Source organism: Arthrobacter alpinus, assembly GCF_001445575.1.
Taxonomy (GTDB): domain Bacteria; phylum Actinomycetota; class Actinomycetes; order Actinomycetales; family Micrococcaceae; genus Specibacter; species Specibacter alpinus_C.
Genome location: NZ_CP013200.1, coordinates 3,671,342 through 3,697,659, shown reverse-complemented (window position 1 = coordinate 3,697,659; position 26,318 = coordinate 3,671,342). Strand labels below are relative to the sequence as shown.

Genomic DNA, 26,318 nt, shown 5'->3' with positions numbered 1-26,318 from the left:
AGTTGTATGACTCCAGCACCTTTTATTGGTCAGGAAGAGGTAAACATCAAAATTGATTGGATTTGCCAGCAATGGAAGGTTCCCAGAGCCTCATTGTCAACGTCGCCACCACTGGAAAAGTCGAAGCTAACAACACCACTATCAAACACATCAAGCGAACGGCCCGTGGCTACTGCAATCAAAAGAACTGCATATCAGTTATTACCTTGAGAAGTGCCGCACGGACGGCGGCATGACAATTATTTGGGACTCTAAATACCCACGAACCACCAAGAGCTACGTTGCGGGACACAAGGAAGTTGCCTCGCTGCAGGGAGAGGTAGACGTCAGTCGCTCAGGGGATTGGCGGCCAAAGTGCGGACTTTGTGGAGGCTCTCCATCAGTCGGTGATTTGTTGCGATCGCGGCGCCGAGATATCCAAGGGCCAGCCAGATGGGCAATGAAGTCCATGCGGGGGCGGTATTTAGTGAGAAGACAACGAAAATCCCGAGGACAAAGTCAACGATGTTGATTTTGTAAACCTGGCGCAGAATAAGGATGAGGAATATAACAAAAATTATGAATGCAAATAATCCAAGTTCTGACAAGATTTGAATGTAGCCATTCTCAACGATGTGGCGCCCGGTTTTGTAGAAATACTCGGATGGAAAGTCGCCAGTGGTAACGTATTGATCAAACCAGACTCCAAACCGGCCGGGTCCAACCCCGAGCACAGGGTTATTGAGGAACATGTCTATTCCTGTTTGAATCTTGGCCCACCGAATTTCCATCGAGTCATCAATGTTGCCAACTGTCCGGGATGCGACAGAATCACCTGAAAACCCGAGTTTCGATATCTGATAGCTCAGGAAATTACGCGCACTTGGAACGAGTCCAATTATTGCAAGAAATCCGAGGGCAATAGTTCCCACCTGTAGGTGCCAGCGCATTTTTGGTTTCAGGATAAGTCCAATAAGAACAGCAACTATCAATGCAAGAATAGCATTTGTTGATTGAGAGTAAAGGATGCAGACCATGGCAGAGACGATGCCCAAGTATTTTTTTGATCGAATCATAATGAGCAACGCAACACCGCCGAAGAAGCCGAGGTAATTGCCCTCCATAAACGAACCGTTTCTCGGCATCGCCGCACCGTAGGCAGATCCAAAGACCATCTCGAAATTAAATGACTTCAGGATAGATTCACCGCCGGAGGTCCAAAGTGCGAACTGCAATATGCAAGCTGCAGCTGCGAGGTGTGCCGCCACAGAGACTGCCCAGATAATCTTTTGCGTCGATATCTTGATGATGGACTGCCAGGCAATGACGACGAGGACGGTATAACCAAGATAGAGTGCGGCATCAACATTGATGCTGCGCGTGTATCCCAGCTGATTTCCAGGAGGAACCGACAGGGAAATGGCAAAAAGCGTTGAAATGCCGGTTATGATCACAAGCCCGTACAGCATTCGTTTTTCACGAGTAAGAATCCTGCTTCGGTAGCGGCTGAGTCCCAGGAGCGAGAGGAGAAATGCAAGCACGAGAAAAATTTCGCTAAGTTTCAATGGGAAACCCAATGAGATCGTGAAAGCCTTCTGGAATGGCATGGTACAAATAGCGGCCAAGACGCATTTCTCAAAAAGTGACGATCGAGGCTTCCTCCACTTTTTATGAGTCCCTCGAGTGCTATTGATCATTCGGGTCTTGAGTCCTAAATCTTTTCATAGGGATGCTGTAAATTGGGTAGATCTGGTGGTCCATTGCGTGAACCTCTATTTGGTTGACGTCCTCCGGTTGCACAGGTACTGCACAGTTTCGCGAGTAAAGCTGGTGATTGTTACAAGACAATCTTTGAGCCTGTCTAGAAGAGAGGATGTTCCCGAAATTGGAGTCTGGAATTCGAGCGTGGTGCCGCTGCTGGGAGTGAACTGCCGTTTCAATATTTGAATTTTCTCGTGCCACGGGGCGTCGATGAGTTCCATTAGTCGTATGGAGCCACGGGTTTTCGCGGTGGTCCGTGCTAGCCATTCCCGCGATGGACGTGGCCATGCAAATGAATCAGGCATGGTGTAGACAGCCGTGAAATACGGCTTCATAGCAGCCAAGGCGTCGATCTCTTGGGAGAATGCTAGTAGTGAATCAAACGCCGGCGCTGGCGCTTCATTTACCAGGAAAGTGAAGTTGAACTTTTGGGAAGAGATCCACGGGTTTCGGAGCGCATGGAGTGCCTGGAAGCAAACTGACCCAAGTGGTCCCGGCACATCGATGTCACGGCCTCCTAACGGAACTGACTGACGTTCGGAGTAGAGGACATCGAACGCATGTGCCGTTGACGACATACCCGGAAAGCGGTAATGGATGTCGATATCACAAGGCCATTGGCTGTGGAATAGGGTCACGGAGTGGGAGGAATAGAACTCTTCCCAGCCCTCTCCGCGTAGGTTCCATCCCATGGTCCCGAGCAGTGCAACGGCCTTATCCTTGTCTTTCTTGCGTACGAGAACATCAATGTCAGTGGAAGGTTGGCCGGGACGAAACCCAAGAATTGTTGCCGCGGGCCCTTTGAGGAAGAGAGCCGGAATACCGTTGTTACGGCAGAGTTCCTGCAGAAAAGCCGTTCCTAGCGGAACAGCCTCTGAAAGTCGAAGTTCTGAAGTGGTCATTTTGTTTTCTCTTCGATGCTTAGAGGATGATCCGATGGAGCAGTTTGCAAGTTGGCATTCTTGAGTGCCAAACGAAGCAGGAATATAGTCACGATGGCATAGAAGACAGTATCGGCCGCCAATGCTCCCGCAGCTCCGGCCAGGTAGGCGGCCATTGGTGACAAGGCGAGGGCCACGAAGGTGGCCCCAATTCGTATTCTTGTCGCTGGCCAGCTCACACCCTGAACCCGTAAAACTATGAGAGGCGCGATTGAAAGGCCCGCAGCCAATCGATTGATGGCAGCAATCGAAGCCAATGCAACCACCAACGGCCATGACTCGCCGAGGATAAGTGCTCCCACACTTTCAGGCAGGAAGTAGACAACAATTACTGTGGCCAACACGGTGGCAAAAACGAGTACAGACATCTGGAGACAGGTTCTGAGAATTCCATTGCTCGTGCGCAACTTATCTGGCGTCAGCTCCCGCAACACAGCTGTGCGAAGGAAATTGATCACAAGGCTTGTAACGCCGAAGACAGAAACGGCAGTCCTGAAGGCAGCCACTTCGGTGTCGGAAGAGAACACCGACAATATGACGACGACTAGATAGCCGACGATGGCACCGAGCGTAGCCTCCATGACGAACGCCGAACTATTGGACCAGTTGAATCTGAGCCACTTGTAGCCACTGAAGATTCGAGGAACCATTCTGTCAATGGACAAGGCTGCCATAGCGGCGATGAAGGCAGTTGCCCCCCACACGAGAATCATGGCTGGGGGCTGGTACCCAGTTGACCCGACGTAGTAGATCCCTCCCACAGCAAAAAGTAGGACAAAAAAGTCGCCTGATAGTAGGAGAATACTTTTCCTAGCCGTCAAGAGGTAATGCCTGACAGCATCCTGGAGGACGACGCCTACCACCGCTACGGCTGACGCCAAGAGTATATCTCTTGCTGAATTCCAGAAGACGGAAACCAGAAGGATCAGGACAACTGCGGCAAAAGCAAGTAGCAGGGCAAGACCTAACATCTTTTGCGCCTCGCGTTGAATATGCCGGCTCTCTCTGAATCGGTGAGGTAGGGACGTGACCTTGACGATCAACGTCTCGCCGCACAGTGCGCGGATGATGGAGACGCAGGGGGCAATAGTAGCAACACCAATAGCGAATCGACCCAGATCAGAGGGGGTCAGCCATTGTGCAGCTGCGATGAGTAGCAAGAGGGTTGTCAGACTGGAAATTGCCTGGTCGACAAATCCCAGAGCAACGGATTTACGTCGATGAGTCAAAATATTCCAAACCTAGATGGAGACGGTGTGAGGGGCGCTGTATATGTTATTGCACCAGCTGCGCGGACATAGATTCCTGCAAAGACGCCAAGATATCTGCCTGGTGTGCATCTGACGATGAGCGAGTCGATAGCACTCGGCTGTGGTAGTCAGTTCTGAAATCGACATCGGTTTGAAGCCGGTAGGCGAGTGCAGCAACCGCCTCGGCATCGAAGCTGTTCACATTGAAAACGAATTCGGGGATACCCAGGTCTTGGAATGCACCAAATCCCTTTCGCTCGTACGCCAAGTGAATGACATAGTGACCGGCTGCAATCGCCATCAGAGCTGCGTGGAGTCTGACTGCGATGACCACTTTTGCCTTGTCAGGGTTTTCCATGAACTCGTTGGTGGAAAGGATTCGCTGCGGAGCAAGTTCGTTCACCGCTGGGACATCATTATTTGAGGCAACGGAGCTTTGCACGTAGCTGTCGACCACCCCCAGAAGGCCATGAAGGGATCGGAGCGGTTGGGTTAATGCTCCGCGAATGTATCGGACGGACAGCACGATGTTGCCACTGCTGTCGAACGGTAAAGTAGATCGCTGCATGCCCAGTATGGCAAGATCCGGAGTGCGCTGCACGTTTTGCAAGGGGAATTGTCCTTGGCTTCTGTTGTCCCGCACCCAAACTGCATGCTGGCGCGACAGCAAGGCGGACATTATGGGTCTTGTTCCGAATCTGGCTGGCCCTACGCTTTGTGGCAGGTAGACAGCCTTGCGGGTGCGTAGAGCAGCAGCTACCAGTTGGGGACCGTGGATGACTCCGGCTTTCAGGGCCTCCACCACCGTACCGGCACGGATGTAGCCGCCGCCCACTGCAACCACCAGATCAAAGCCATCCATTCGCCACAGTGTCTTCAGGTACTTCAGATTGAATCCACGTTTAGTGGGTGCAGAATTGAGGACTTTGACATTTAGCCCGGTGAAAGTTTCAGGGTGAGACGCCAGAACAGTGATATCGACCTTTCCTCCGCAGGCTTCACGGACCAGTTCGAGCGTTTCCCGGACGAGGAGACCGTCGCCGAGGTTTGAAGCGCTATATGCGTGGAGTACCAGTGCCCTCATTTGTTCAGGGTCTTTGTGTAGACGTCCACGTGGCTTTGGATGCTCTGGTCCCAAGAGAATTTTTGGGCCCAAGCAACACCGGCCTCCAAGCATTCCTCACGTTTTGTCTCATCGGCAAGGGACTCAGAAATGTCGCGGCAGAGCTCTTCGGGAGATGTTCCATCAAGGCGCAGGGCCGGACCTGCAACCTCAGCAAGAGAGCCTCGCCTCGTCGAAGCCACCACGGCCCCGGCGGCCAGCGCCTCAACCACAGGGAATCCGAAGCCTTCGTAAAGGCTCGGGAACACAAAGAGATCACATGCCTGCATGAGTGCGGTTCGGTCAGTGTCAGAAACGAATCCGAGGTGCTCCACATTGGGAGAAGCTTCGATCATTTGCATGACTTCACCATAATCCCAGGCCGGTTTGCCGGCGATCAGCAGGTGAGTTCCTGAATCCTTCAGCTCTGGCATCTGGAATGCCTTGATGAGGTTGACGAGATTCTTTCGTGGCTCGATATTGCCCAGGTACAGTACGAAGTTCTTCGGCAGCGCGCGATTCAGGAGCTCTTCGGTGTAGGTCTCAGGCTTGGCGAACTTTGCGACATCGATTCCATGGGGGATGACGTTCACTTTTCCCCGGGGGATGTTGAATATTTCACAAATGTCGTTGGCGCTTGAGTTGGACACGGTGATCACGGAATCTGACGTTGCAACGGCCCGTGAAACGCGTGTGCGCCACAACTTCTCCTTCGCCGGTGATCGGGTGCCTTCAATCCAGCGGCTGGCGACGCCATGAACAGTGACAACGGTGGGGTTTGGTCCGCGGAACAGCGCTCCGGTATCGGCAACATAGTGCGTCAGATGATTGGCGCCAAGTTTCCTGAGGCCAAACACAGATTCGGACAGCATGGTGAGAGCCGGGTGACCGTAGCTGGGAATTCGATCAACTTGGTGGCCCAAGGACAGTAGGCCTGCTTCAAGATGTCGGGCGTAGGTGGTGTTACCGCCGGTTTCCCTGTCGAGGATTCTGGATGGCATCGAGATTTTCAAGAGTGGGTTCCTACCAATGTGTCGTCGGTTGCGATTCGGGCATCGCGGTAAACCGATGTAAGGACGTCTGTGTGCGTTTCTGTATTCATGGTCTGAAGGAGAAGTTGCCCGCCGACCTTCGTTGAAGCAAAGAAGTCGGGATCAAAGTACGCCTGCGCGAGTGTGGCGATGGCCTCTTCGGGGTCCTCAACTTTCGTCAGCTGAGTCTCCTCGAAACACGGAAGATCCCGAACAATAATCGGTACCTTGGCCGCTGCAGCGTCGAGGACGCTCAAAGGGAATCCCTCGTAATGTGCCGAATGTACATACATCCATGCCCTACTGAGTCTCTGGGATATTTCTTCAGGGGCAAGCCAGCCCGTGACTTCGATGCCCGCAGCTTGCAATGCATCTGTATCCGATTCAGTTCCGGAGCCAATCCAGACAAACTTGAACGGCAACCCGCGTGCAGAACTGAGCCGTGCAAGGTCCTGATAGAAACCAGGGTCCTTCTGCGGCGCAAGCCTGCCGATCATGACGATTTCCGGGACTGCCTGCGTGGTGTCTTCGCGGTAGGCGACTGTGGGAATAGTCGGGATATTTGGCAGGATTCGAACCTTGGCGTTCTTGTCCAGACCATAGGCAAGTCCGCGTTCGTGTTCCGTTAAGGCAACGGTAATGGTGGTGTGCCGGCTAAGAAAGCTCTCAATTCGCCTGTAGACGCTTCTCAATAAAGGGTGTCGCTGAGGATCATCGAACACGTAACAATGCGGCTCGTAAATGACGGGAACAGACGGTCGAAAGGCGCGTGAATAGAGGCCAGCCCAGCTCGAATGTGCATGGATGACTTCCACCTCCAATTCTCTGGCGTAGGCCCGGACTTCCAAAAATCTCTTGAGCGGATTGGCACTGAACTTTCTGACGCCTGAATACTGTCCAGATTCGGCTGGATTTTCTGATCCGGAATAGAGGACAAAATGCTGGATCTCGGGCAGCAGCTTGGAGATATTGTCCATGGCTCTGCTGACGCCGCCGTCATAGCACTGCGTCACGTGAAGGATTCTCAAGATTTGTCCATTCTCAAAAGAAGCACGGGGAAGTAAGATGAGCTGCGAATTCGATGGGCTCTACGCACATTCCGTAGTTTCCAGAAGTTCAAGCTCATGCAGTTGATGCAAGAATTCCTGTGCGGATTCACGAATTTCTGGTCCAACGTCAGGGAATTGGGAACGAATTTCGCCAACGATGGCGGTGATGTCGCGCTCTCCGTCGACTAAGCCCCAGATCACAGCGGCTGAGTCTGTCAGAACATAGGGTTGGGTCCCGTTCAACGGCATGACGACAACGCGCCCTTCATTAGGGCTTTCCACTAGGGCGATGTCGCAGCTTCGCCGGTAAGTGCTTCCAACGGACATTCAGTAAGCCCCGTCCACTTTGATGACTGCCTTGAGGGTTTTGAGTAGGATCATGATGTCGCCGGCGAATGACCAGTTCTCCACGTAGTACAAGTCCAGCCGGACAGTGTCTTTCCACGAGAGGTTGGAGCGTCCACTGACCTGCCACAGCCCTGTAATTCCAGGTTTGACGAGGAAGCGGCGGTGGACGTGGCGTTCATATTCTGCCGCCTCACTTTCAAGGGGAGGTCGGGGGCCGACTAAGCTCATATGGCCTAACAACACATTGAACAACTGCGGCAGCTCGTCCAGACTGTAGCGGCGCATCCACTGTCCGGCGCTGGTCACTCGGGGATCGTTCTTCATCTTGAACATGACGCCATTGCCATCTGACTGATGGGCAAGTGCCGCAACAAGATTCTCGGCATCCACAACCATGGAGCGGAATTTGAACATGTGGAACTTCTCGCCCTGCAAGCCGATCCGCTGCTGCCTGAAGAGGGCAGACCCGCCATCGCTCTTGACGATTACGGCCAGGGCCAGCAACACCGGGGACAGAGCTAGGATGAGCAGCGAGGATGTGATGACGTCAAAAACACGCTTGGCGAATTGAGCGCCGGAGCTGAACTGCGGCGTTGAAACGTGTACCAGCGGCAGCCCGGAGACTGGTTGCACGTGCAGACGCGGGCCGGCAATGTCCGTGAGTGCGGGTGCCATGATCAGGCGGATCCGCCGATCAGCCAGGGCCCATCCCAAGTCGCGGATCTCTTCGGGAGATAGCGCAATTCCCGACGACATCGCTACCGTGTCAGCTCCATGCCTATTTATAGATTCCATGACTGAGTGGACATCGTGGCCAGTTCCCGCCATAGGCACACCGGTCTTACGGGCCAAAGCCCCGTCAGTGTCATCGCCGTCCGGAACGTGAATGGCCACTGGTGTAAAACCGGCAGTTGGCTGGCGGTTAAGTGACGAGACTAAGTGAGAGGCTGTAGCTGCACCTGCGACGACCAGCACTTTTGCCGAGGATTCACCGCTCAGTCGTTTCCGATGCAGGCTTCTTCGTTGCACCCATCGTGAAAGCAGAATGCCGCAGCTTCCGATGGGGAGGGCAAGGAGCACGTACCCACGTGCCGTATCCAAATCGAAAGCGTAGGACAAAATAGCCAGGGTGCCGAACAGCCAGGTGGTGGCGGTAAGAATGAGTTTGTACTCGTCGGTTCCCGCGCCAACGACGCGAATCTTGCGGCTGTCCCACGCACCCAGCATCACGTACCAGACGAGTCCCAGGATCACCCCGCACACCCAGTAAGAAATTGTTAGCGACCCAAGAGTCAGATCCGTCTTGTCGAAACCAAATCGGACAATTTGGGCCAAGATGAGGGCCACTGCAATGATGCTCGCGTCAACCCATCGTAAATTTCTGATGTAGTTGCCCCGCCAGTCGATGACGGCGGGAGCGGATTCGACGATGTTGAACCGCCTGCCTAGCGCGTGTGAGCCAGCAAGCTCTGCATGGACTTCGATTGCTTTCCCCCAGTTAGTTCCCCAATGTCGCTGGAACTCTAGAGGTCCGGCTCGATAGCATCCTAACGAAGATTTGCTGTGAAAAAACGTCAGGAAAAATCAGGAAAACCAACTGGCTAAACGGTTGGCCAAGAGGCTATTTGGCCCCACTTGACGTGGCGTAGCTCACAATTCTGGCATTGGGTGGGAGATGGGATTCCGTCAATGAGGAATGCTGTGGATTACCCGAGCGGGACATAGCAAGGAAGTAAGAGAAGGCCCCAAGACCGGCACCCATGGTGTTTGCCAGGACGTCTAATCCTGTGGCGTACCTGTCCGGCAACATCAGCGCCTGGCCCAGCTCGATCAAACACGAGCTGAGCGCGCCCAAAATGACCCCAACCACTGCATTCTTGAAGTAGGAAGATGCGATGATCCCCAGAGGGATGAACATGACGATATTGGCCGAGAACTCGACCACGTTGTAGTTGATGAACCTAGGCACCCCGTGGCGATAGAGCCATGACAGCACCTCGTGGAGCGCGCCCGCGGCCGGGCGATCTACGGGAGTGGGCCAGAAGACGATCAGGATAACTGCGAGGAGGTAAGCCGCGGCCAGGGCCACGGTGATTCGGTGCAGGGGTTTGTTCACGGAGATCAGTCTTGCTGATAGACGTCAGGGATGCCGTCACCATCGTCATCGCGGCTTTCAAGTTCAGCGAGTTGGCGGTAATGCTTGTTTCTTATGCGCAGCACCACGGTGGCCAGCAGCGCCGAGGCCAGAGAGCCTGCGAGAATAGCGACTTTTGCGTGGCTGTAATGCGGGCTGTCATCACCGAAGCTGAGCTCACTGATCAGTAGCGAAACCGTGAAGCCGACCCCGGCCAAGAGTGCCAGGCCGACAACATCGATCCACGCCAGACCCTCGTCGAGCGTGGCTTTGGTGGTCTTCGTGACAAGCCACGTGGCGCCAAGGACACCCATAAACTTACCGAGAATCAGGGCCCCGAGGATACCCAACGCAACAGTGTCGGTGAACGCAGACCTCAGCCCGGCCATGCCGCCCAAGGCAACACCGGCGGAGAAGAAAGCAAAGACTGGCACTGCAAAGCCCGCGGAAATAGGGCGCATGAGGTGTTCAAAGTGTTCGGCCATTCCTGGTCCCGCATCCGGACCACCAGCCTTCGCAGAACGGATCACAGGTACTGCGAAGCCGAGCAAAACACCAGCGACTGTGGCGTGGATTCCGGATGCGTGGACCAGAGCCCAGGTGGCGAGGGCGAGTGGAAGCAGCAGGTACCAAGAGCGGATTCGTTTCTGAACCAGCCACGTGAACGCGAGCAGGGGCAGGGCGGCCAAGGCCAGGAATCCATAGTTCATCTCGCTCGGGTAAAAGACGGCAATGATGGCGATCGCAATGAGATCGTCCACAACAGCAAGGGTCAGCAAGAAGGTGCGCAGTGCGGTGGGCAGGTGGGTGCTGATGACGGCCAATACAGCGAGTGCGAAGGCAATGTCCGTAGCAGTGGGAATGGCCCAACCCTTGAGGACTTCCGGGCCGGCGGCCCAGTTGACTGCCACAAAGAACAGCGCGGGGACAATAACCCCACCTACTGCTGCCGTAATAGGGACTATTGCCCGAGCCGGATTGCGAAGATCCCCGGCCACGAATTCACGTTTGAGCTCCAGGCCCGCTACGAAGAAGAAGATGGCGAGGAGCCCGTCGGACGCCCAGCCGCCCAGGCTCAGATTCAAGTGAAGCCACTCGGGGCCGATCTTGAAGTCGCGGAGATTGAAGTAGCTCTCCGCGATGGGGGAGTTTGCCCAGACCAAGGCGATTACGGTGGCGGCAAGCAGCAAGGCTCCGCCAACCGTTTCAGAGCGAAGGATGTTGTTGATGCGAACAAATTCGGAGTAGCTTCCGCGACCGAAGATGCGAGGTGTTGATGAGGAACTCATGGGCGGGAACGCCCTTTCAGTGGTGCAAAGGTCTCAGCGTGTTACCGAGGGACTTTTGGGTTCGACAATGGCATTGCCGACCAGACTTCCCGGCGCACCTACCTACCAGTTTACAGGGTGGGGGAAGGCGACTCGCTGAAAACCCTCTCAACGTGACTACGAGCTTCAGAGGGACGCCTGAGGGTGAATAATTATTAGCTGCTTGGAATGGGAATGTAGCCACTTGGTGAACGAATGTACCCGAACGGCAAAAGAAATGGCCGTTTGGAAGTTGTCCATGTGGATAGTTATGGGCTTGGCTAGGAATACTGCCTACTGGGGGCATGAAGTGTAGTCATAAAGGAATTTTCATGAAAAAAGTTACAAAGGCTGCTGTTGCAGCCGGCGCAGCCGGCGTGTTGCTTCTTGGGGGAGCGGGATCCTTCGCGTTGTGGAACGATACTAAGACGGTTGATGCGGGCACGGTGAATACAGGCCACCTGACGCTGGACGCCTCGGCGCCCGGTGCATGGGCTGACATCAGTGCAGATGCCGAGAACGCACTATTTGTTCCTACCACCGACAAAATAGTTCCGGGTGACACCGTCACGTTCACCCAAACTGTCACCATCGATGCCGATGGCAAGAACCTGAAGGGCGAACTAACGGTAGGGACGCTGGCCGCAGTTCCGGCCGCCTTGACCGATCAGGTAACGGTCACCGTTGCGCCCACAGCAGCTGCAGGAGTGACCGTGGATGGCAGTGTTGTTTCCTTCGATGCGCCGGGCATTTTCACGGTTCCGGTGACGATTACCGTCAACTTCCTGGAAGGTGCAGCGGGTTCCACTCCGGAGACAACCATGGTCCAAGAAGTTAACCTCAACGCGCTGGAACTCACCCTGGACCAGGTCCGCCCGTAGTCGGTACCCGCCGCTAGATGCGCAAGATCCTCGCGACCGCCATTGTTGCGGCCGTGCTTGTGGTGCTTTTTGCAAGCGCCCAAGGCACGGCCGCACTTTGGCGTGCTGAGGAGCGGATCAATCCCGGCACCATAACGACCGGATCGCTTTCGCTGGCAGCGGGTGACAGGACATCCAGGTCCGAGGATTTTGTTTTCGAAAATCTAAACACCTCGACTTTGGCGCCGGGAGGATTCGTTCAGGCACCACTGACCATTAGCAACACCGGAACCACAACTTTGGGCTACTCCTTGGTCGGCGCCGCCTCCGCAACCACGCCGCAAACTGCGGCTGATGCGGCGTTGGCTGCCGCCGTCGTACTTTCAGTGCATGCCACCGACGATTCGGCGGCGTGCGAGGCAGACGTGTCCAGCCCGGATCCTTCGCTGTACCAGGGTTCGCTGGTAGGCGCGGCGTTTGCGCAGGCCGGCGATCTTCAACCCGCCGAGGGCGAATTGCTGTGCATCCGCGTGGCTCTTCCGGCCAATGCGTCGCCGGATGCGGCCGGAGGGAAAATGGCTTTGGTGCTTTCATGGCGTGGGGATCAGCTGTGAACGGCGCAACTGCGGCGGAGGCACCTACTCAAGGCCGCCGTCGTACTTTCAAAAATGGTGAGAAAACCGGTGTGCTGTGGTGGGCTGGCCAAATCTTCTCGTGGCTGCTGTTGTTCACAGTTCTGGCAGTCGCAGCTGTCATGATCGTCATCCCGAGAGTTGGCGGGGCCACCGCGTACACGGTCCTGACCGGTTCCATGGCTCCCGGCATGCCGCCGGGCAGCCTTGCCGTTGTGCGTCCCGTTGATCCCGCAACCCTGCGCACAGGCGATGTCATCACCTACCAAATCAAGTCCGGTGAGCCAGCCGTCGTCACGCACAGGGTGGTGGGTGTGGGTTCAACGCTGGATGGTGAACTGCGCTTCACGGCCAGAGGTGATGCGAACGGGGCCAACGATCCGCCGGTCCGTCCCGAACAAATCCGTGGCAGTCTCTGGTACCAGCTGCCCTGGCTGGGCCACATCAACTCGGCACTGTCCGGCCCGCAACGGCAATGGCTGATAACCGCCGCCGTGGCCGGACTGCTCGGCTACTCCGTTTATATGGCCACCAGTGCTCTGCGCGACAGACTCAAAAGGAAGAAAACAGTGTGAGCTCCTCCAACGTTTCCCGCAAGTATTCCGTGCCATTGCCCGTGCGCCGGACCGGGTTTGCCGCCGCAGTTGTTGTTGCCGCCATTGGTACGACGGCGGCCCCGGCTATTGCTCAACATCCACCCATGGTGGTGGTCTCCGCAGGCAACCCGGATATTGCCTTCTCCTACAGCTCAGACGGAATTGCGTTCTCAAAGGCAGTGCCGGATCTGTTTAGTGCTTCACCGAAGCTTGTTCCCGGTCAAGAAATCGAGGAACAGCTGTGGGTCCGCAATGAAAACTCCGTGGCTGTGGAGGTATCCGTAGCTGCCGTGGCCCCGCTTGGCGACAGGGAAATCACAAGGGCGGGATTGACGCCGTCGCCCGTTATTACGCTGGCGCCGGGAGCCGCAGCCCCGCTGCAAGTGCGGATGTGGTTGCCTGAATCGGCCGATAACTTGAGCCAAGGCCAGACCTGGCCTGTGCTCCTTCAGGTAAATGCCCGTGAATCCGCTGCCTCGACCAGCCAAGAACTGAGCTACACCGGGGGGACAAACGGTATCTGGCCCTTGTCCGTGGCCGCTTTGCTGGGCGGTGCCGGCGCATATCTTGGGGCTAGGAAACGTAGGACGCAGCAGTGACAGGAGCGCAGATGAGCCGCCGGGGGATGCAGGTCAAGGCACTGCTGTCAATGGGCCTGCTTGCCGGATTTGGTGCCGTGTCCACGCTGGCGGCATGGACCGGAGAAGCGACTGCAACGTCATCCATCCAAGCCGGCACCGTGGCGATTGGCGTGGGCGCCACAGCTGATTCCGCCTCGGGGAATTACACACTGCCCCCTAGTAACAATTGGTACCCCGGTGTGAACCGTGCGGTCATGGTGACGGTGAGGAACACCGGGACACTTGCTGCGCCTTTTGCCATTTCAGGAACCACAACGCCCTCAGGTGTGGGAACGCTTGGCGAAAGTGTGCAGGTGAAGGTGACCCGTGGGGCCGCAGTTGGCAACGCCACATGCGATGGAGCTACGGTTCTGGAGAAGACCGCCGGTAATGGTTTTTCGGGCTCGTCTGCGCCACAGCTGTTGACGGCCGGGGAAGTGCAGGCAGTATGTGTGCAATACTCACTGCCGATCACTGCGCCCAGCGCTTTGCAGGGAAAATCCGCCACTGTCACCTTGACCTTCACTGCGACAGTGGGGGTGTCCTGACATGCCGGGTCCGGACCGTGGTGCGTTAGTGGACCGGTGGCTGTTCAACATTGGCGCGGTGCTGGGTGCGCTGTGCCTAGTGCTGGCCGGACTCACCCTGGCATTCGGCCTCAAGCCCCTGATCTTTTCCTCCGGTTCCATGGGGCCGGCCATTCCCACGCGTTCGCTTGCTTTGGCTGTACCCGCGGCCTCCGCTGAGATTTCTCCGGGCGAGGTGGTCTCTGTTGTCACGCGCGACGGCGTGCGGGTCACCCACAGGGTGGGCTCTGCCGATCCGTCCATTGGGCTGGTGCTCAAGGGCGACGCTAATGCCGTTGCCGATCTCCAGCCCTACACCGGCCCATCAGTTGATCGGGTCCTGTTCAGTGTTCCTGGGCTCGGATATGTGGCTTCCTGGTTTGCTTCGCCTTGGGCGTTAGTGCTGGGCGGACTGCTGTGCGCGTACCTTATATACGCAGCCTTTTTCCGTGCCGGTCCAGGAGGCACTCGGAAGTCGCATTCGGGGCGAGACTCGGGCAACAGCTCAACAGGTGGCGAGGCAGTCAAGCCGGGGACCCACCGTCGGATCTGGCTGGGCATCGGGGCCACGGCTGCAGTGGTTGCGATTGTCGTTCCCTTGGGTGCCGCTGCCAGGGTGGAGTCGACGCAGGCGGCGTGGACGGCGAGTGCTGCGGCCGAAGTGCAGCTTGCCACAACCACCATGAACCCGGCCACCAACCTGCGTTGCGCTAACCCGACAACGGGATTGGGTAGGGACACGAAGGTGGACTTCTCATGGGACGCACCAGCAGCGGGGCTCCTCCAGCTGACCGGCTACAAGGTCAGCGCCTATGTGCAAGAGCCCGGAGGGGGCCCGCCCGCTGCCGAGAAAATCAGCTCCGATCGCCTCCCGGCCTCGACAAGAACCCTGACACTTGACCAGATCGCGGACAATGGCCTGCTGGGAAATTTGCTGGGTGCAATCTTGGGAGGGCTCTTGGGTCCCAACTACAACCTCAAGATCACGTTCACGTTGTCGGCGGAATACGAACATGGCTGGGTTTCGGCGCCACTGGCCCACACCACTGTCAATGCCACCAGCAAGGGAGTTCTTGGACCGCTACTGCCGACACGAAAGCTCAGCTGTACTCTCCAGTGACATGGCGGGCGGGGGAGAAGAACGGGCGATTACCAGGGTGAGAATTGGGTGTGTCTCCAAAACGACATAACGGCCAGAGTTAAGATGGAAATGCCCCAGGGTGGCGGGCGGCACATTCTTGTGAGCACGCACCATGTTTTGCAATAGTTCATGACTGTCATAGCCGCTCCGGCTGCTTCTGCATCGGGCGATCCCGTAATCCTGCCCTTCGGACCAGCAGTCACACCGCTGTCGGCGTGACACTCGTAATCTCTACTTACACCGTCGGCACGATGGCGGTGCTCAATGTGGACGGCAGCATTAGACTGACAGTCGTCGGCTACGACGTTTCCCATGCGGAACCTCCAGTTCCGCCCCACGGGTCCTTCAGGCCCGGGATACACCATCACCACCCAGATTGACATCGAGTCGTGGGATGAAGAGATCGATGTACTAATCCGCAAGTCCCGGCTGGTGGTACACAAAACGGCACCGGTGGTGGCTCCTGCAATTCATTCACAGGTACCTTATCGGGGCCGTCTTGATAGTGCGAGGCACCCGGGTGAGCCGGGCGCCGTCGAACATTAAAGAACTAGCTGTGCGTATTCAGCCATTCCTGGGCCAGCGTGGCCTGCAGGTTCAGCGCGCGGCCAATGACCGGCTCGGCGGCGGAGGCGATCTTGGCGCCGAGGAACGGCACGCCGGACTTGACCTCACCCGTGAGATCAACAACCGTGGACTCGCCGCCGGCTACCAGCTTCTGCACTGCCGAAACATCCACAGGAGCCTTGGCCACCGAAAGCTTGATGGTGTTGATGCGTGAGCCGTCGGCCGCCGGAGCGCTCCAGGACTCATCCTGGGTGACAGTCAGCGAGTCGCCAACGAACTTCTTGACGATGTCAGGCATGCGCGTGGTGGGCAGCGTGCGCACTGTCTGGGTGGTGAATGCGGCTGTGGTGGGGCCGCTGATGGTGAAAGACAACAGCTCACCGCCAACAGTTTCGCTGACGTGCTTGATAAATGCTTCGTTGGTGAAGACATCGGTGACATTCTGAGCCGTAGCCGAGAGCGTTGTTGAGGCGGCAAGCGCCATGGTTCCTCCAATATAGGGAGTGTTTGGGGCAGCTCCTAGGATAGCAAGCTCGCTGGCGAGTAAGCTGGACACGGTCCCGGAGTCGTGCATAGATTCTGGGCTTTCGTGTTGTCCTCAGCGCGGTAGATAACGTACTTTGGCGGCGCCGGCCGCCAGGCACTAAGGAGAAAACCACCCATGAGTCTTGCAGGGTTGCGAACAGCGCTTTCTGAAGATCCACTCTTCGCCCGGGTGCGCAGCTACGCCGCTGCCGACCCCGCAACGCGCAGCACTGACGTGGCCTTTAGCGCCCCCGCAGGCATGCGAGCGGTGCTCCTGGCCGAGGTCGCCGATGGCTTGGCCTCCGCCGCGTCTTCCTCTCCTGCCGAGCGTCCGGGCGTGGTCTTGGCCGTCACTGCCACCGGCCGCGAGGCTGAAGATACCGTGGCCGCCCTGCGCTCCTACTTGCCCGACGGGGCTGTGGCCGAATTCCCCAGCTGGGAAACCCTTCCGCACGAACGGCTGTCACCGCGCTCGGACACCGTAGGCCGGCGCCTCTCCGTTCTGCGCCGGCTGGCCCATCCCGAGCACGACGCCGGAGATCACCTTCGCGTGATCGTGGCACCTATCCGTGCGGTGGTGCAGCCCCTGGTGGCTGGCTTGGGCGAGTTGGTGCCGGTGCGCGTGAAGGTGGGAGAAGAAATCCCCTTCGCCGATCTCATCAAGGCACTGGCCGACGCGGCCTACGCACGCGTTGACATGGTCACGCATCGCGGCGAATTTGCTGTCCGCGGCGGCATCATCGATGTCTTCCCGCCCACCGACAACCACCCGATCCGTGTCGAGTTCTTCGGCGACGTAGTTGACTCGATGCGGTGGTTCAGCATCGCCGACCAGCGCACCCTGACCTCCGTCAAGGGCTCCGTCAGCCACCCGAGCGAACTGTACGCCCCGCCCTGCCGGGAAATCCTCATCACACCCACTGTCATGGGGCGGGCCGCCAAATTGAAGAACGCCATGCCCGGTGCCGCTGCCATGCTGGAAAAAATTGCCGGCGGCATTGCCGTCGAAGGAATGGAGTCCCTGGCTCCGGCTCTCGTTGACGGCATGGTGCCACTGGCCTCCTTGTTGCCTGCCGCATCCATCGCCGTGGTGCTGGATCCCGAAAAGGTCAGCGCCAGGGCCCACGACCTGGAATCCACCAACGAAGAGTTCTTGGAAGCTGCCTGGTCCACAGCGTCCGACGGCGGCAACGCCCCGCTCGATCTGTCGCAGGCCAGCGGTGGAGCCGCGGGGGTGGATCTGGCCTCGGCTGGGTTCAAGTCTTTGGCGCAAACCCGTGAGACTGCCCTTGAGTACGGGATTGGCTGGTGGGCTCTGAGTTCTCTGGCCCAGGATGAAGAACTGGAACCGTCCACCGACGTGCTGAACCTGCACGCCCGCGAACCACGGGGCTACCGTGGAGACGTGGCGGAGATGATGGAGTTCATTGGCTCCCGCGTCAAGGACCAGTGGCGCGTTGTGGTGGCCACCCAGGGCCCCGGCCCGGCCCAACGCCTGGCCGAGCTATTCCACGAAGCCAACATCCCGACGTCGCGCGTGGACTCTCTGGATGCACCACCGCAGCCGGGCATCATCGAGGTAACCACAGCTGACACTGGGCGCGGCTTTGTTCTGGATTCACTGAAGCTGGGCCTCCTGACCGAGGCAGATCTGCTGGGGCGCGCGTCCGCTGTCTCCACCCGAGACATGCGCAAGATGCCCTCGAAGCGGCGCAACGCCGTCGACCCGCTGCAGCTTGAGGCCGGGGACTTTGTGGTTCACGAGCAGCACGGTGTGGGTAAGTTTGTGGAGCTCATTCAGCGCAAGGTGCCCGGTGCCGGCGTTGGTGGGGCTGCCGGCCTGCGCGAGTACCTGGTGCTGGAATACGCGCCCTCCAAGCGCGGGGCGCCGGGCGACAGGCTGTTTGTGCCCACCGATCAGCTGGATCAGGTGACCGCGTATGTGGGTGGGGACGCCCCGGCGCTCTCAAAGATGGGTGGCTCTGACTGGGCTGCCACCAAGTCCAAGGCACGCAAGGCCGTCAAGGAGATTGCTGGCGAGCTGATCCGGCTGTATTCGGCGCGCATGGCATCCAAGGGGCACGCGTTCGGTCCAGACACCCCGTGGCAGGCCGAGCTGGAAGAAGCCTTCCCCTACGTTGAGACGCCGGATCAACTGGTGGCCATCAACGAGGTCAAAGCCGACATGGAGAAGGAAGTCCCCATGGACCGGTTGATCTCCGGCGATGTGGGTTATGGCAAAACTGAAATTGCCGTGCGGGCTGCCTTCAAGGCGGTCCAGGACGGCAAGCAGGTTGCCATTTTGGTGCCCACCACGTTGCTGGCGCAACAGCACTATGAGACGTTCAACGAGCGTTTTTCCGGGTTCCCGATTCGGGTGAAGCCGCTTTCGCGCTTCCAAACGGCCAAGGAATCCAAAGAAATCATGGAGGGCGTGCGCACTGGCACAGTTGATGTTGTCATCGGCACGCACCGCCTGCTGTCCAAGGACTTTGGCTTCAAGGACCTTGGTTTGGTCATTGTCGATGAGGAACAGCGCTTTGGTGTGGAGCACAAAGAGGCGCTGAAGAAGATGCGCACCAATGTGGACGTGCTGGCCATGAGCGCTACGCCCATCCCGAGAACCCTGGAAATGTCCATGACGGGCATCCGCGAAACCTCCACCTTGGCCACCCCGCCCGAGGAACGCCACCCCGTGCTGACCTATGTTGGTGCGCACAGCGACAAGCAGGTTGGCGCCGCCATTCGACGCGAGCTCATGCGCGAGGGTCAGGTGTTTTATGTGCACAACCGAGTTAAATCAATTGAGAGCACTGCAGCGCATATCCAGCAGCTGGTTCCTGATGCGCGCGTAGCCGTGGCGCACGGGCAGATGTCCGAGTCACGCCTCGAGCAGATCATTGTGGACTTCTGGGAAAAGCGCTTTGATGTGCTGGTCTGCACCACCATTATTGAAACCGGCTTGGATATTTCCAACGCGAACACGCTCATTGTGGAGCAGGCCAATAACTACGGGCTCTCCCAGCTCCACCAATTGCGTGGGCGTGTGGGCCGTGGACGCGAACGCGCCTACGCCTACTTCCTGTACCCGGCAGACAAACCGCTGGGCGAGGTGGCACTGGAGCGGCTCAAGGCCGTGGCCGCTCACAATGAGCTCGGCGCCGGTATGGCCCTGGCCATGAAGGACCTTGAAATTCGTGGTGCCGGAAACCTGCTGGGTGGTGAGCAATCGGGCCACATTCAAGGTGTGGGCTTTGACCTCTACATTCGACTGGTGGGCGAGGCTGTGGCGGACTTCCGCGGTGAAGGTGAGGAGCGGGCGGCAGAGATGAAGATTGAGCTGCCCGTCAACGCCCACCTGCCACACGACTACGTGCCGGGGGAGCGGTTGCGCCTGGAGGCGTACCGGAAGCTGGCCGCTGCTGTGAGCGTTGAAGCTATTGCCGAGGTGGAGGCTGAACTGATCGACAGGTATGGCGAGCTGCCGCCAGCCGCCGTGAATCTGCTTGCCGTGGCCAACTTCAAGGTGCTGGCCAGGGCCGCAGGTCTGACGGACGTTGCCTTGCAAGGGAACTTCATCAAGTTCGCTCCGGCTGAACTGCCCGAATCCAAGGAGATGCGCCTGAACCGCATGTACCCAGGTTCCTTGGCAAAACCGGCGTTGAACGCGATCTTGATTCCGAAGCCGAAGACTGCTCGCATTGGTGGCCGCGATCTGGCCGATGCTGAAGTGCTCAAGTGGGCGCAGGGGGTGCTGGAAGCGATCTTCGAGACGACGCCGGAGACACTCGCGGCGCGCTAGGACCGTCGGGCACTGTTGGTGCTGGGAGGCGGCGGGGTAGCGGCAGGCGATTTCCGCCGTCGTACCAAAGCCCTTGGCGCTCCCAGGAGAGCTTGGGTGCGAGGGGGACTCAGGCCGTGATGGTGATGATACGTTCCACAACATTCTTGGCCGTGGCATACAGCGGCTGGCTATGTGAACGTGCATAGGACCGCAGAAGGACGAAAGCCTCATCGATGGTGACATTTGCAGTATGGGCGATAACGCCCTTCGCCTGCTCGATCACGATTCTGCTGTTCAGAGCCCGCTGGAGTTGGTCGTTGACTATGTTGCTTTCACGCAAGGCACGCTCTTGCAGGAGACTGATGGTAGCAACATCAGCAAACGCTTGTGCCAGTGCTGCATCCTCAATGCTGAGTGTTCCCGCTTCATGCCGGAACAGGTTCAGCGCGCCAATGGTGTGACCGCGCAGTCTCATCGGAACAGCATGAACTGACACGAAGCCTTGGGCCAAGGCGGAGGCTTGAAAGAGCGGCCAAGCCGAGCCTTCGGCGGCAATATCACTGATGGAGACGACGGCGCCTGTGCGGAAACAATCAACACAGGGTCCAACTCCGGCCTCGAGCTGAAGCACTTCCACCAGTTGGCTCTGCTCGCTGGTGGAAGCCATGACTTGCAGGTCTCCAGCGGGATCAACTAGTAGGAGTCCTGCGGCGGCAGCGTCAAGTAGCCCGACTGACTCATCAACCAGGGTATGAAGCAGGTCGACAACATCGTAGTCGGCCACCAAGGTATCCGCTATCTTGACGAAAGCGGCACTCACGCGCCGAGCGCGGCTTAAGATCGCCATACTCGGATTCTACTCCACGGAAGCGCTTGCACTGTCCCCTCCAAGCGGAGTGAAGTCAAGTTTCCTGTTGACCACATCACGGGAGACTTCACGGACTGTGCGACCTTGAGAAAAAGCATGTGCGCGCAACAACAGCAGCGCGTCGGTGGCTGATGTGCCAGCCTGGGCTAGGACCATGCCCGTGGCTTGGTGAACTTCCCGTCGCGAAAACGGGGACTTTTCCCGGTCCGGGTCTGTTGGGTTACCGGTGCCACCTGGGGCGACGGTCAAGATATGCCGCAACAGCTGCCACGCGGCGGCATCGGAGAGTTGCAGCGCTAAGGAATGATCGGCCGGTCTGAGGGAGCCAGGAGTCGAACTGTACAGTTCGATGACTCCAATATCCATGGCACCAAGCTGTAGTGGAAAGACGAAGATAGCTGCGACGTCGTAGTCCAAAATAGCCTTGGCAAACACTGGCCAGGCCCGGTGCCCGTCTAATTTCACATTCGGGAGCAACACCGGCTGGCGCGTTTGCAGGGCCTCCCATCGAGGCCCTTCACCCAAGTCGAACTGGAGCTCGTCGAGCCGGGCAGCCGTTGGATCGCTGGCGCAAATCGAGGTCTCTGGAGCATGGCCTGGAAATGCCGAAATAGAGATGCCGGAGATGGGCAGTTTTGCCAGAAAAGTGGCGCACAAGTCCACGCCGAAGCGCTCAAGTCCTACTGGCAGTTGTTCAATCATGCGGTGATTTCATCTCCGGCGGCCCCTGCTCGCCCTTGATGATCGCATCGGTCATAGCCAGGGATGCAGCGTCTGGACAGAAATTGCTAGCCACAGGGTGGTGCCTCCTTGGACTGTGTCAGAGTGCGCTCAGATGGACAATGAATGAGCTAATGTTCCTACAGCTTATGCCCCTTCCGTGTAGCGACTTCCAAAGTAGATACTGATGCCCACCTCGAGGGGGTTGTCTGATGTAGAGTGAGGCAACCGTCCCAGACCCCGACGCGACCTTTAGCCACGCAATTTCTCGGGAGCAATGCAATGTCGGAACATGGAACACTTCAGAATTCACCGCCACTGGTTTTAGGGGCGTTGCTGACGCAAAATGGCAGCTTGTCATGAATCGGTCGTCGGAAAGTAGACAATTCGCTTCGGATTCACCGTTTTATGACCTCAGAAAACTATCTTTGGCAGTAAAGTCTTCCCCTGGGCCGGGCACACTGGCAGGCGCCGATCTCAATATTTCATTGATTCAGGTTGATCAGGCGGAACAGTTGGCGGGCGAGATCACAGGGTTAGTTTTGGACCTTAGAGACAAACTAGGGTGCTATCTGGCCCTTCAAAACGTAGAATCCGTGGACCACGTGGCAAGAATTGATACCGAATCCGCTGTTGAGTGGATGGAAAAAACTATCGATGACCTGGTCGCCACGATAGTGGGCATATCGACTGAATCCACAAAAATTGCTGCCGAGGTCACGGATCTCTGAAACGGTCCTGATGAACTGACTCATTGACGGCCCGGAACCAATCACCTCTAACGCAGCTGACCCACTACGGGTAAAGATCGCAGCCGTGATGGACGGCTCGACTGCAGCACCAAGGAAGCCGCACTGCCAGTCACTGACGGTCACGGCGGAGCCGTCGCGATCGTCAAGCATGCAATGCAGGAATCCGATTTAGACCCTTTGTTGCGCTATCGCCTGGTATTCCTATAGCCAGCCATGGCTGGATCCTAGCTACCGACGATGACGGCCTACCACCTCCCCGGTTCTTGGCCTCTTTGCGCGGGTGCTGGGGGATCATGTTCGCGAACGCCGGGAGCTCCCCCTGGAGGAAGTACTACGGAAAATAGCCTCACTGCCGGCCTCGCGGATGGGCCAAATAACGGATTGCCCGACACATTATCCGCCGGACTGGATACAAGTTCGGCGCATAACGGTTGGGCACTTTCCCTATGCGTCAGACTCGAGCCGAGTCCGGCGCATCTTGTTTACCGGCGCCTGATTCAGCATGAGTCCAGCGCATAATAAAGTGCTGGGTGCTGGGTGCTGGGTGCTGGATGTGCGGCGCGGAGAGTTGGCCGCTAAGCCGCGCTGGGCTGCCAACCCCGGAGTCGCGTTGTACCACCGGCCGGCAGCGCAACTGGGCCTCCCGGCGTCGTGCTTAAACAACTGAACCGCAGCAGAGGCTTACGCCACGTGCTGCGGTTCAGATTGAAAAGGCTACTCGCCTGCGGAGTCCGTGCGTCCCAAGATGGTCATGGGGAACCAGAAGGCCAGCGCGCACAGGCCCAAGCCCAGACCGGCCGGAATGAAGGCGTGGGCGAAGCTTTCCAAGCTCCAGTATGAGAAAGCAAAGATTCCACCAAGGAACAATGCAAGGAAAACGACGAACAAGACGATGGACTGCACCAGGCTGTTCTCGCCCTGGTAACGGGTGCTGGACACTGTTCCTCCTGACCCCATGGCGGGGAGCTGAGTGGGTGCACCGGAAGCACCGGCGCGTTGATCTACCAACGATCTTAGTACGGATTAGTACGAAGTCGTGCCCGTGCCGCCGGTGACGATGGCGATACCGGAGCTGGTACCAATGCGAGTGGCGCCCGCGGCAATCATTTCCAGGGCCTTTTCCCGTGTCCGGACTCCGCCGGAGGCCTTGACACCCAGGTCCGGACCCACGGTTTCGCGCATCAACGCAACATCCTGGGCCGTGGCGCCGCCGCCGTTGAAGCCCGTGGAGGTCTTCACGAAATCGGCACCAGCTTCGAGCGCAGCCTGACAAGCCAAGATCTTCTCGTCGTCGCTGAGCAGTGAGGTTTCAATGATGACCTTGAGCAAGGAATCCGCTTCATGGACCACCTCGGCCACGGCTGAAATATCCGATACCAGCGCGTCCTTGTTCAAAGCCCTGGCCGATGCGATGTTGATGACCATGTCAATTTCATCTGCACCGTCCATGGTGGCACCGCGGGCCTCGAACACCTTGACATCGGTATTATGCGTGCCGAGCGGGAAGCCCACCACCGTGCACGTCAGCACACCCGTGCCGAGCAGGGCCTTCTTGGCTGCTTCAACCCAAATGGGGTTAACGCACACCGACTTGAAATGATGCTCCGCTGCTTCCTTGCACAAGCGCACGATGTCAGCGTGGCTGGCCTCGGGGGCTAGCAGGGTGTGGTCAATGTAGCTGGCGAGTTCTTCGCCTGGCTGGTTTGCCGCGAAGGGGCTGTTGGCTGTCATGATGAGGACCTTCCCACGTGTGATTGATTAACACCATGGTGCCACAGTAAGGGCCACCTTGACGCTCAACTGCAGGCGTCAGCGCAGCCGGTAGCCGCGCTTGACTACCGTTTCCACAATGCTGGCGTCCGGCAAGGCTGCCCGCAGCCGACTAATGGTCATGTGGAGGGCGTGGTCGCCTTCCAAGGAACCGGACCCCGCCGCAAGCTCGCTGGGAGATAGGACTCCGCCGCCAGCGCCCATGAGTAGCTTCAACAACTGCAGGGGAGCGGGGGCCACAGGCACCGGGCGCCCATTGACCAGCAACGACTGCCCGCGCACCTCCAGCACCGAACCGGCACTCTCCGCACGCAGCACTCCGGTCTTCTCCAAATACTCACAGACCAACCTGATCAAGGCCCCCATACGGAACCGTTCCGGCATCAGCGGGACAACGCCGGCCTGAATCAGTGGAGCAGCAGTGACAGGACCAACGACGGCGCACACCACGCCGCCGATTCCTGCCGTGCTGGTTCCTGCTGCGCTAGGGTCGATCCCGCGCAGTGCCGCACGGAATTGCTCGCCACGGCCCAAGGCATCCGCGGCGCTGAGCACCGCGTCGACTGCCGGGGCGCTGGTAAACGTCAGGACATCGATTTCCTTGTTGATGACGGCGTCAATTAGTTGGGGCAATTTGTCCCCTTCTTCGGCGTTGACCCAGCGATACGGGGTCACCGTCAACACCGTGGCGCCCGCCTCGCGCAGCCGGGTCAGGGCTGCCACATCCGTGTAACCGTGAACCTGCACGGCCACGGTCTTGCCGGCCACTCCGGCGGAAATGACTAAATCCGTCAGCGTCGCCGTGGTCTCATCGGAGCTGATGCCATCGTCATCGAGCCCGGCGGCCCGGACCGCGCCACGGGCCTTGGGCCCACGCACGTATATAGAAGAGGAAGCCAGAGTGGCCAGCAGTTCTTCACCCTGCCCGGCAACATCGGCCGCCTCGGCCCAGCGCCGCATACCGTAGGCGGTGGTGACCATGACGATGTCCGGGGCGGCGGCGATCACGGCGGCCGTCTCTGCGCGCAGAGCCTCATCATCTTCAACGGGGGCGATCTTCAATGCTGGAGCGTGTTGCACCTGGGCGCCGCGGCGTTCCAGCGCATCAATCAAGTCCCCGGCCCGGCGGTGCGCGGTGACACCGATCCGGAAGCCGCGCAGCGGCTGGTCCAGGTGCGGGGAAGAAAGCTGGGGTGTCTCGCTCATGAAATCCTTCAAGCTGTTTGCAAATAGGCATCCGCGACGAAGTTCGGGACGGTCAGGCCATGCTCGCCAGCTAGATTCACCACATCCCCGATGACAATGACAGCGGGATTGCGACAAGCAGATGACGCGTGAACAATGGTACCGAGCGTTGCCACGGTGGTGCGTTGGGAATGGCTGAATCCATTCTCGACGATAGCCACGGGCGTAACACTTGCTAATCCGGCTCCGCGCAGGCCTGCCATCAAAGAGGGCAAGGTGCCGATGCCCATCAGGACCACTATGGTGCCGCCCAACCCTGCCAAATGCGTGAATTCATTGGTGGTCAACGGAGTGTGACCCGAGACCACTGTGAACAGATAGCTGACATTGCGGTGAGTCACGGGGATGCCCGCGGCGCCCGGTACAGCGATGGAGCTGGAAATACCGGGTACAACGGTGACGGCAATACCGGCAGCCACAGCCCCGGCAATTTCCTCACCGCCTCGACCAAATACAAATGGATCCCCGCCCTTCAGGCGCACCACGTGCAGACCGGACCTGGCGCCGTCGATCATGCGGGAGGTGATCTCCTCCTGTGGCACCTTGTGATGTCCAGGGGTTTTGCCCACATCCACGAAGGTGGCCCGGGGAGCCAAGACGGCGAGATCTTCCGTGGGACCCAACCGGTCGAAGTAGACCACATCCGCCGCGGCCAAAGCCTTGGCGCCGCGTAGTGTCAACAGATCGGCCGGGCCTGGCCCGCCACCCACCAACGTGATGTGTCCGGTGCGGCCAATGCGGCGGGGGCTTGTCGAGGTTGCCATGGAATT

The 26,318-nt window shown here is 58.2% G+C and carries 27 protein-coding genes; 10 read left to right on the top strand and 17 right to left on the bottom strand.

What is annotated here, in order from left to right:
• Window positions 1–71: 71 nt before the first annotated feature.
• Window positions 72–236 carry a transposase gene (locus AS189_RS19645; protein WP_082634388.1) on the top strand — a complete coding sequence of 55 codons (165 nt, stop codon included), beginning with the start codon at window positions 72–74 and terminating at the stop codon, window positions 234–236.
• 90 nt (window positions 237–326) lie between these two features.
• Here AS189_RS19645 and AS189_RS16455 read toward each other — a convergent pair whose 3' ends face one another.
• From AS189_RS16455 to nhaA, 10 genes are all read right to left on the bottom strand, one after another.
• Window positions 327–1,520: an O-antigen ligase family protein gene (locus tag AS189_RS16455; RefSeq protein WP_160320853.1), complete on the bottom strand. Its 1,194-nt coding sequence runs from the start codon at window positions 1,518–1,520 to the stop codon at window positions 327–329.
• A 231-nt stretch (window positions 1,521–1,751) separates the two neighbouring features.
• Window positions 1,752–2,642 carry a nucleotidyltransferase family protein gene (locus tag AS189_RS16450; RefSeq protein ID WP_062291282.1) on the bottom strand — a complete coding sequence of 297 codons (891 nt, stop codon included), beginning with the start codon at window positions 2,640–2,642 and terminating at the stop codon, window positions 1,752–1,754.
• Window positions 2,639–3,910 carry a hypothetical protein gene (locus tag AS189_RS20290; protein ID WP_062291279.1) on the bottom strand — a complete coding sequence of 424 codons (1,272 nt, stop codon included), beginning with the start codon at window positions 3,908–3,910 and terminating at the stop codon, window positions 2,639–2,641. The genes AS189_RS16450 and AS189_RS20290 overlap by 4 nt, the downstream gene beginning before the upstream one ends.
• A 46-nt stretch (window positions 3,911–3,956) precedes the next feature.
• Entirely contained in the window at window positions 3,957–5,087 is a 1,131-nt protein-coding gene (locus tag AS189_RS16440; protein WP_160320852.1) for a polysaccharide pyruvyl transferase family protein, read from the bottom strand.
• The gene (locus AS189_RS16435; RefSeq protein WP_202814104.1) at window positions 5,012–6,046 is read right to left on the bottom strand and encodes a glycosyltransferase family 4 protein; all 1,035 of its coding nucleotides are present in this window, start codon (window positions 6,044–6,046) and stop codon (window positions 5,012–5,014) included. The genes AS189_RS16440 and AS189_RS16435 overlap by 76 nt, the downstream gene beginning before the upstream one ends.
• On the bottom strand, window positions 6,043–7,077 hold the full coding sequence (locus AS189_RS16430) for a glycosyltransferase (RefSeq protein ID WP_062291270.1): 1,035 nt from the start codon (window positions 7,075–7,077) through the stop codon (window positions 6,043–6,045). Before AS189_RS16430 ends, AS189_RS16435 begins: the two co-directional genes overlap by 4 nt.
• 75 nt (window positions 7,078–7,152) lie before the next feature.
• Window positions 7,153–7,362: a PqqD family peptide modification chaperone gene (locus tag AS189_RS21355; protein WP_062291267.1), complete on the bottom strand. Its 210-nt coding sequence runs from the start codon at window positions 7,360–7,362 to the stop codon at window positions 7,153–7,155.
• Window positions 7,363–7,440: 78 nt separating this feature from the next.
• Complete coding sequence (locus AS189_RS16420; RefSeq protein WP_337589230.1) at window positions 7,441–8,847, bottom strand: sugar transferase; 1,407 nt, start codon at window positions 8,845–8,847, stop codon at window positions 7,441–7,443.
• Between the two features lie 235 nt (window positions 8,848–9,082).
• Window positions 9,083–9,577 carry a VanZ family protein gene (locus tag AS189_RS16415; protein ID WP_062291261.1) on the bottom strand — a complete coding sequence of 165 codons (495 nt, stop codon included), beginning with the start codon at window positions 9,575–9,577 and terminating at the stop codon, window positions 9,083–9,085.
• Window positions 9,578–9,582: 5 nt separating this feature from the next.
• Complete coding sequence (gene nhaA / locus AS189_RS16410) at window positions 9,583–10,884, bottom strand: Na+/H+ antiporter NhaA (protein WP_062291258.1); 1,302 nt, start codon at window positions 10,882–10,884, stop codon at window positions 9,583–9,585.
• A gap of 350 nt (window positions 10,885–11,234) precedes the next feature.
• Here nhaA and AS189_RS16405 point away from each other — a divergent pair, with 350 nt between their 5' ends.
• The 7 genes from AS189_RS16405 to AS189_RS20080 all read left to right on the top strand — a co-directional run bounded on the left by AS189_RS16405 (window position 11,235) and on the right by AS189_RS20080 (window position 15,863).
• Window positions 11,235–11,783 (top strand): alternate-type signal peptide domain-containing protein, encoded by a 549-nt coding sequence (locus tag AS189_RS16405; RefSeq protein WP_062291255.1) that lies wholly within the window; start codon window positions 11,235–11,237, stop codon window positions 11,781–11,783.
• Between the two features lie 17 nt (window positions 11,784–11,800).
• The gene (locus AS189_RS16400) at window positions 11,801–12,376 is read left to right on the top strand and encodes a hypothetical protein (protein WP_062291250.1); all 576 of its coding nucleotides are present in this window, start codon (window positions 11,801–11,803) and stop codon (window positions 12,374–12,376) included.
• Window positions 12,373–12,969: a signal peptidase I gene (locus tag AS189_RS16395; RefSeq protein ID WP_237759900.1), complete on the top strand. Its 597-nt coding sequence runs from the start codon at window positions 12,373–12,375 to the stop codon at window positions 12,967–12,969. The genes AS189_RS16400 and AS189_RS16395 overlap by 4 nt, the downstream gene beginning before the upstream one ends.
• On the top strand, window positions 12,966–13,589 hold the full coding sequence (locus AS189_RS16390) for a hypothetical protein (RefSeq protein ID WP_062291248.1): 624 nt from the start codon (window positions 12,966–12,968) through the stop codon (window positions 13,587–13,589). The genes AS189_RS16395 and AS189_RS16390 overlap by 4 nt, the downstream gene beginning before the upstream one ends.
• 11 nt (window positions 13,590–13,600) lie before the next feature.
• Window positions 13,601–14,158, top strand: coding sequence for a hypothetical protein (locus AS189_RS16385; RefSeq protein ID WP_062291245.1), 558 nt, complete (start codon window positions 13,601–13,603; stop codon window positions 14,156–14,158).
• Window position 14,159: 1 nt separating this feature from the next.
• Entirely contained in the window at window positions 14,160–15,296 is a 1,137-nt protein-coding gene (locus AS189_RS16380; RefSeq protein WP_062291242.1) for a S26 family signal peptidase, read from the top strand.
• Between the two features lie 333 nt (window positions 15,297–15,629).
• On the top strand, window positions 15,630–15,863 hold the full coding sequence (locus tag AS189_RS20080; RefSeq protein ID WP_129587314.1) for a hypothetical protein: 234 nt from the start codon (window positions 15,630–15,632) through the stop codon (window positions 15,861–15,863).
• A gap of 4 nt (window positions 15,864–15,867) precedes the next feature.
• On the opposite strand, the gene AS189_RS16375 is transcribed toward AS189_RS20080, so the two are convergent.
• Window positions 15,868–16,368, bottom strand: coding sequence for a DUF2505 domain-containing protein (locus AS189_RS16375; RefSeq protein ID WP_062291239.1), 501 nt, complete (start codon window positions 16,366–16,368; stop codon window positions 15,868–15,870).
• A gap of 177 nt (window positions 16,369–16,545) precedes the next feature.
• Here AS189_RS16375 and mfd point away from each other — a divergent pair, with 177 nt between their 5' ends.
• On the top strand, window positions 16,546–20,211 hold the full coding sequence (mfd, locus tag AS189_RS16370; RefSeq protein WP_062291236.1) for a transcription-repair coupling factor: 3,666 nt from the start codon (window positions 16,546–16,548) through the stop codon (window positions 20,209–20,211).
• Window positions 20,212–20,320: 109 nt separating this feature from the next.
• On the opposite strand, the gene AS189_RS16365 is transcribed toward mfd, so the two are convergent.
• The gene (locus tag AS189_RS16365) at window positions 20,321–21,040 is read right to left on the bottom strand and encodes a GAF and ANTAR domain-containing protein (protein WP_062291233.1); all 720 of its coding nucleotides are present in this window, start codon (window positions 21,038–21,040) and stop codon (window positions 20,321–20,323) included.
• A gap of 9 nt (window positions 21,041–21,049) precedes the next feature.
• Window positions 21,050–21,763 carry a GAF and ANTAR domain-containing protein gene (locus AS189_RS16360; RefSeq protein ID WP_062291230.1) on the bottom strand — a complete coding sequence of 238 codons (714 nt, stop codon included), beginning with the start codon at window positions 21,761–21,763 and terminating at the stop codon, window positions 21,050–21,052.
• 377 nt (window positions 21,764–22,140) lie between these two features.
• On the opposite strand from AS189_RS16360, the gene AS189_RS16355 reads away from it, so the two are divergent.
• Window positions 22,141–22,512 (top strand): hypothetical protein, encoded by a 372-nt coding sequence (locus AS189_RS16355; RefSeq protein WP_062291227.1) that lies wholly within the window; start codon window positions 22,141–22,143, stop codon window positions 22,510–22,512.
• A gap of 735 nt (window positions 22,513–23,247) precedes the next feature.
• Here the strand turns inward: AS189_RS16355 and AS189_RS16350 are convergent.
• The 4 genes from AS189_RS16350 to cobA all read right to left on the bottom strand — a co-directional run bounded on the left by AS189_RS16350 (window position 23,248) and on the right by cobA (window position 26,312).
• On the bottom strand, window positions 23,248–23,472 hold the full coding sequence (locus AS189_RS16350; protein ID WP_237759899.1) for a hypothetical protein: 225 nt from the start codon (window positions 23,470–23,472) through the stop codon (window positions 23,248–23,250).
• Window positions 23,473–23,556: 84 nt separating this feature from the next.
• Window positions 23,557–24,264 carry a deoxyribose-phosphate aldolase gene (gene deoC / locus AS189_RS16345; protein ID WP_062291224.1) on the bottom strand — a complete coding sequence of 236 codons (708 nt, stop codon included), beginning with the start codon at window positions 24,262–24,264 and terminating at the stop codon, window positions 23,557–23,559.
• A 78-nt stretch (window positions 24,265–24,342) separates the two neighbouring features.
• Window positions 24,343–25,509 (bottom strand): uroporphyrinogen-III synthase, encoded by a 1,167-nt coding sequence (locus AS189_RS16340; RefSeq protein WP_062291222.1) that lies wholly within the window; start codon window positions 25,507–25,509, stop codon window positions 24,343–24,345.
• 8 nt (window positions 25,510–25,517) lie between these two features.
• Entirely contained in the window at window positions 25,518–26,312 is a 795-nt protein-coding gene (cobA, locus tag AS189_RS16335; RefSeq protein ID WP_062291220.1) for a uroporphyrinogen-III C-methyltransferase, read from the bottom strand.
• Window positions 26,313–26,318: the final 6 nt, after the last annotated feature.

Bases quoted from the DNA above. Each gene is read 5' to 3' on its own strand.
- AS189_RS19645 (WP_082634388.1), top strand. From the start codon at position 72: ATGGAAGGTTCCCAGAGCCTCATTGTCAACGTCGCCACCACTGGAAAA.
- AS189_RS16450 (WP_062291282.1), bottom strand. From the start codon at position 2,642: ATGACCACTTCAGAACTTCGACTTTCAGAGGCTGTTCCGCTAGGAACG.
- AS189_RS21355 (WP_062291267.1), bottom strand. From the start codon at position 7,362: ATGCCGTTGAACGGGACCCAACCCTATGTTCTGACAGACTCAGCCGCT.
- nhaA (WP_062291258.1), bottom strand. From the start codon at position 10,884: ATGAGTTCCTCATCAACACCTCGCATCTTCGGTCGCGGAAGCTACTCC.
- AS189_RS16405 (WP_062291255.1), top strand. From the start codon at position 11,235: ATGAAAAAAGTTACAAAGGCTGCTGTTGCAGCCGGCGCAGCCGGCGTG.
- AS189_RS16400 (WP_062291250.1), top strand. From the start codon at position 11,801: ATGCGCAAGATCCTCGCGACCGCCATTGTTGCGGCCGTGCTTGTGGTG.
- AS189_RS16385 (WP_062291245.1), top strand. From the start codon at position 13,601: ATGAGCCGCCGGGGGATGCAGGTCAAGGCACTGCTGTCAATGGGCCTG.
- AS189_RS16380 (WP_062291242.1), top strand. From the start codon at position 14,160: ATGCCGGGTCCGGACCGTGGTGCGTTAGTGGACCGGTGGCTGTTCAAC.
- AS189_RS20080 (WP_129587314.1), top strand. From the start codon at position 15,630: ATGCGGAACCTCCAGTTCCGCCCCACGGGTCCTTCAGGCCCGGGATAC.
- AS189_RS16375 (WP_062291239.1), bottom strand. From the start codon at position 16,368: ATGGCGCTTGCCGCCTCAACAACGCTCTCGGCTACGGCTCAGAATGTC.
- mfd (WP_062291236.1), top strand. From the start codon at position 16,546: ATGAGTCTTGCAGGGTTGCGAACAGCGCTTTCTGAAGATCCACTCTTC.
- AS189_RS16365 (WP_062291233.1), bottom strand. From the start codon at position 21,040: ATGGCGATCTTAAGCCGCGCTCGGCGCGTGAGTGCCGCTTTCGTCAAG.
- AS189_RS16360 (WP_062291230.1), bottom strand. From the start codon at position 21,763: ATGATTGAACAACTGCCAGTAGGACTTGAGCGCTTCGGCGTGGACTTG.
- AS189_RS16355 (WP_062291227.1), top strand. From the start codon at position 22,141: ATGAATCGGTCGTCGGAAAGTAGACAATTCGCTTCGGATTCACCGTTT.
- deoC (WP_062291224.1), bottom strand. From the start codon at position 24,264: ATGACAGCCAACAGCCCCTTCGCGGCAAACCAGCCAGGCGAAGAACTC.
- AS189_RS16340 (WP_062291222.1), bottom strand. From the start codon at position 25,509: ATGAGCGAGACACCCCAGCTTTCTTCCCCGCACCTGGACCAGCCGCTG.
- cobA (WP_062291220.1), bottom strand. From the start codon at position 26,312: ATGGCAACCTCGACAAGCCCCCGCCGCATTGGCCGCACCGGACACATC.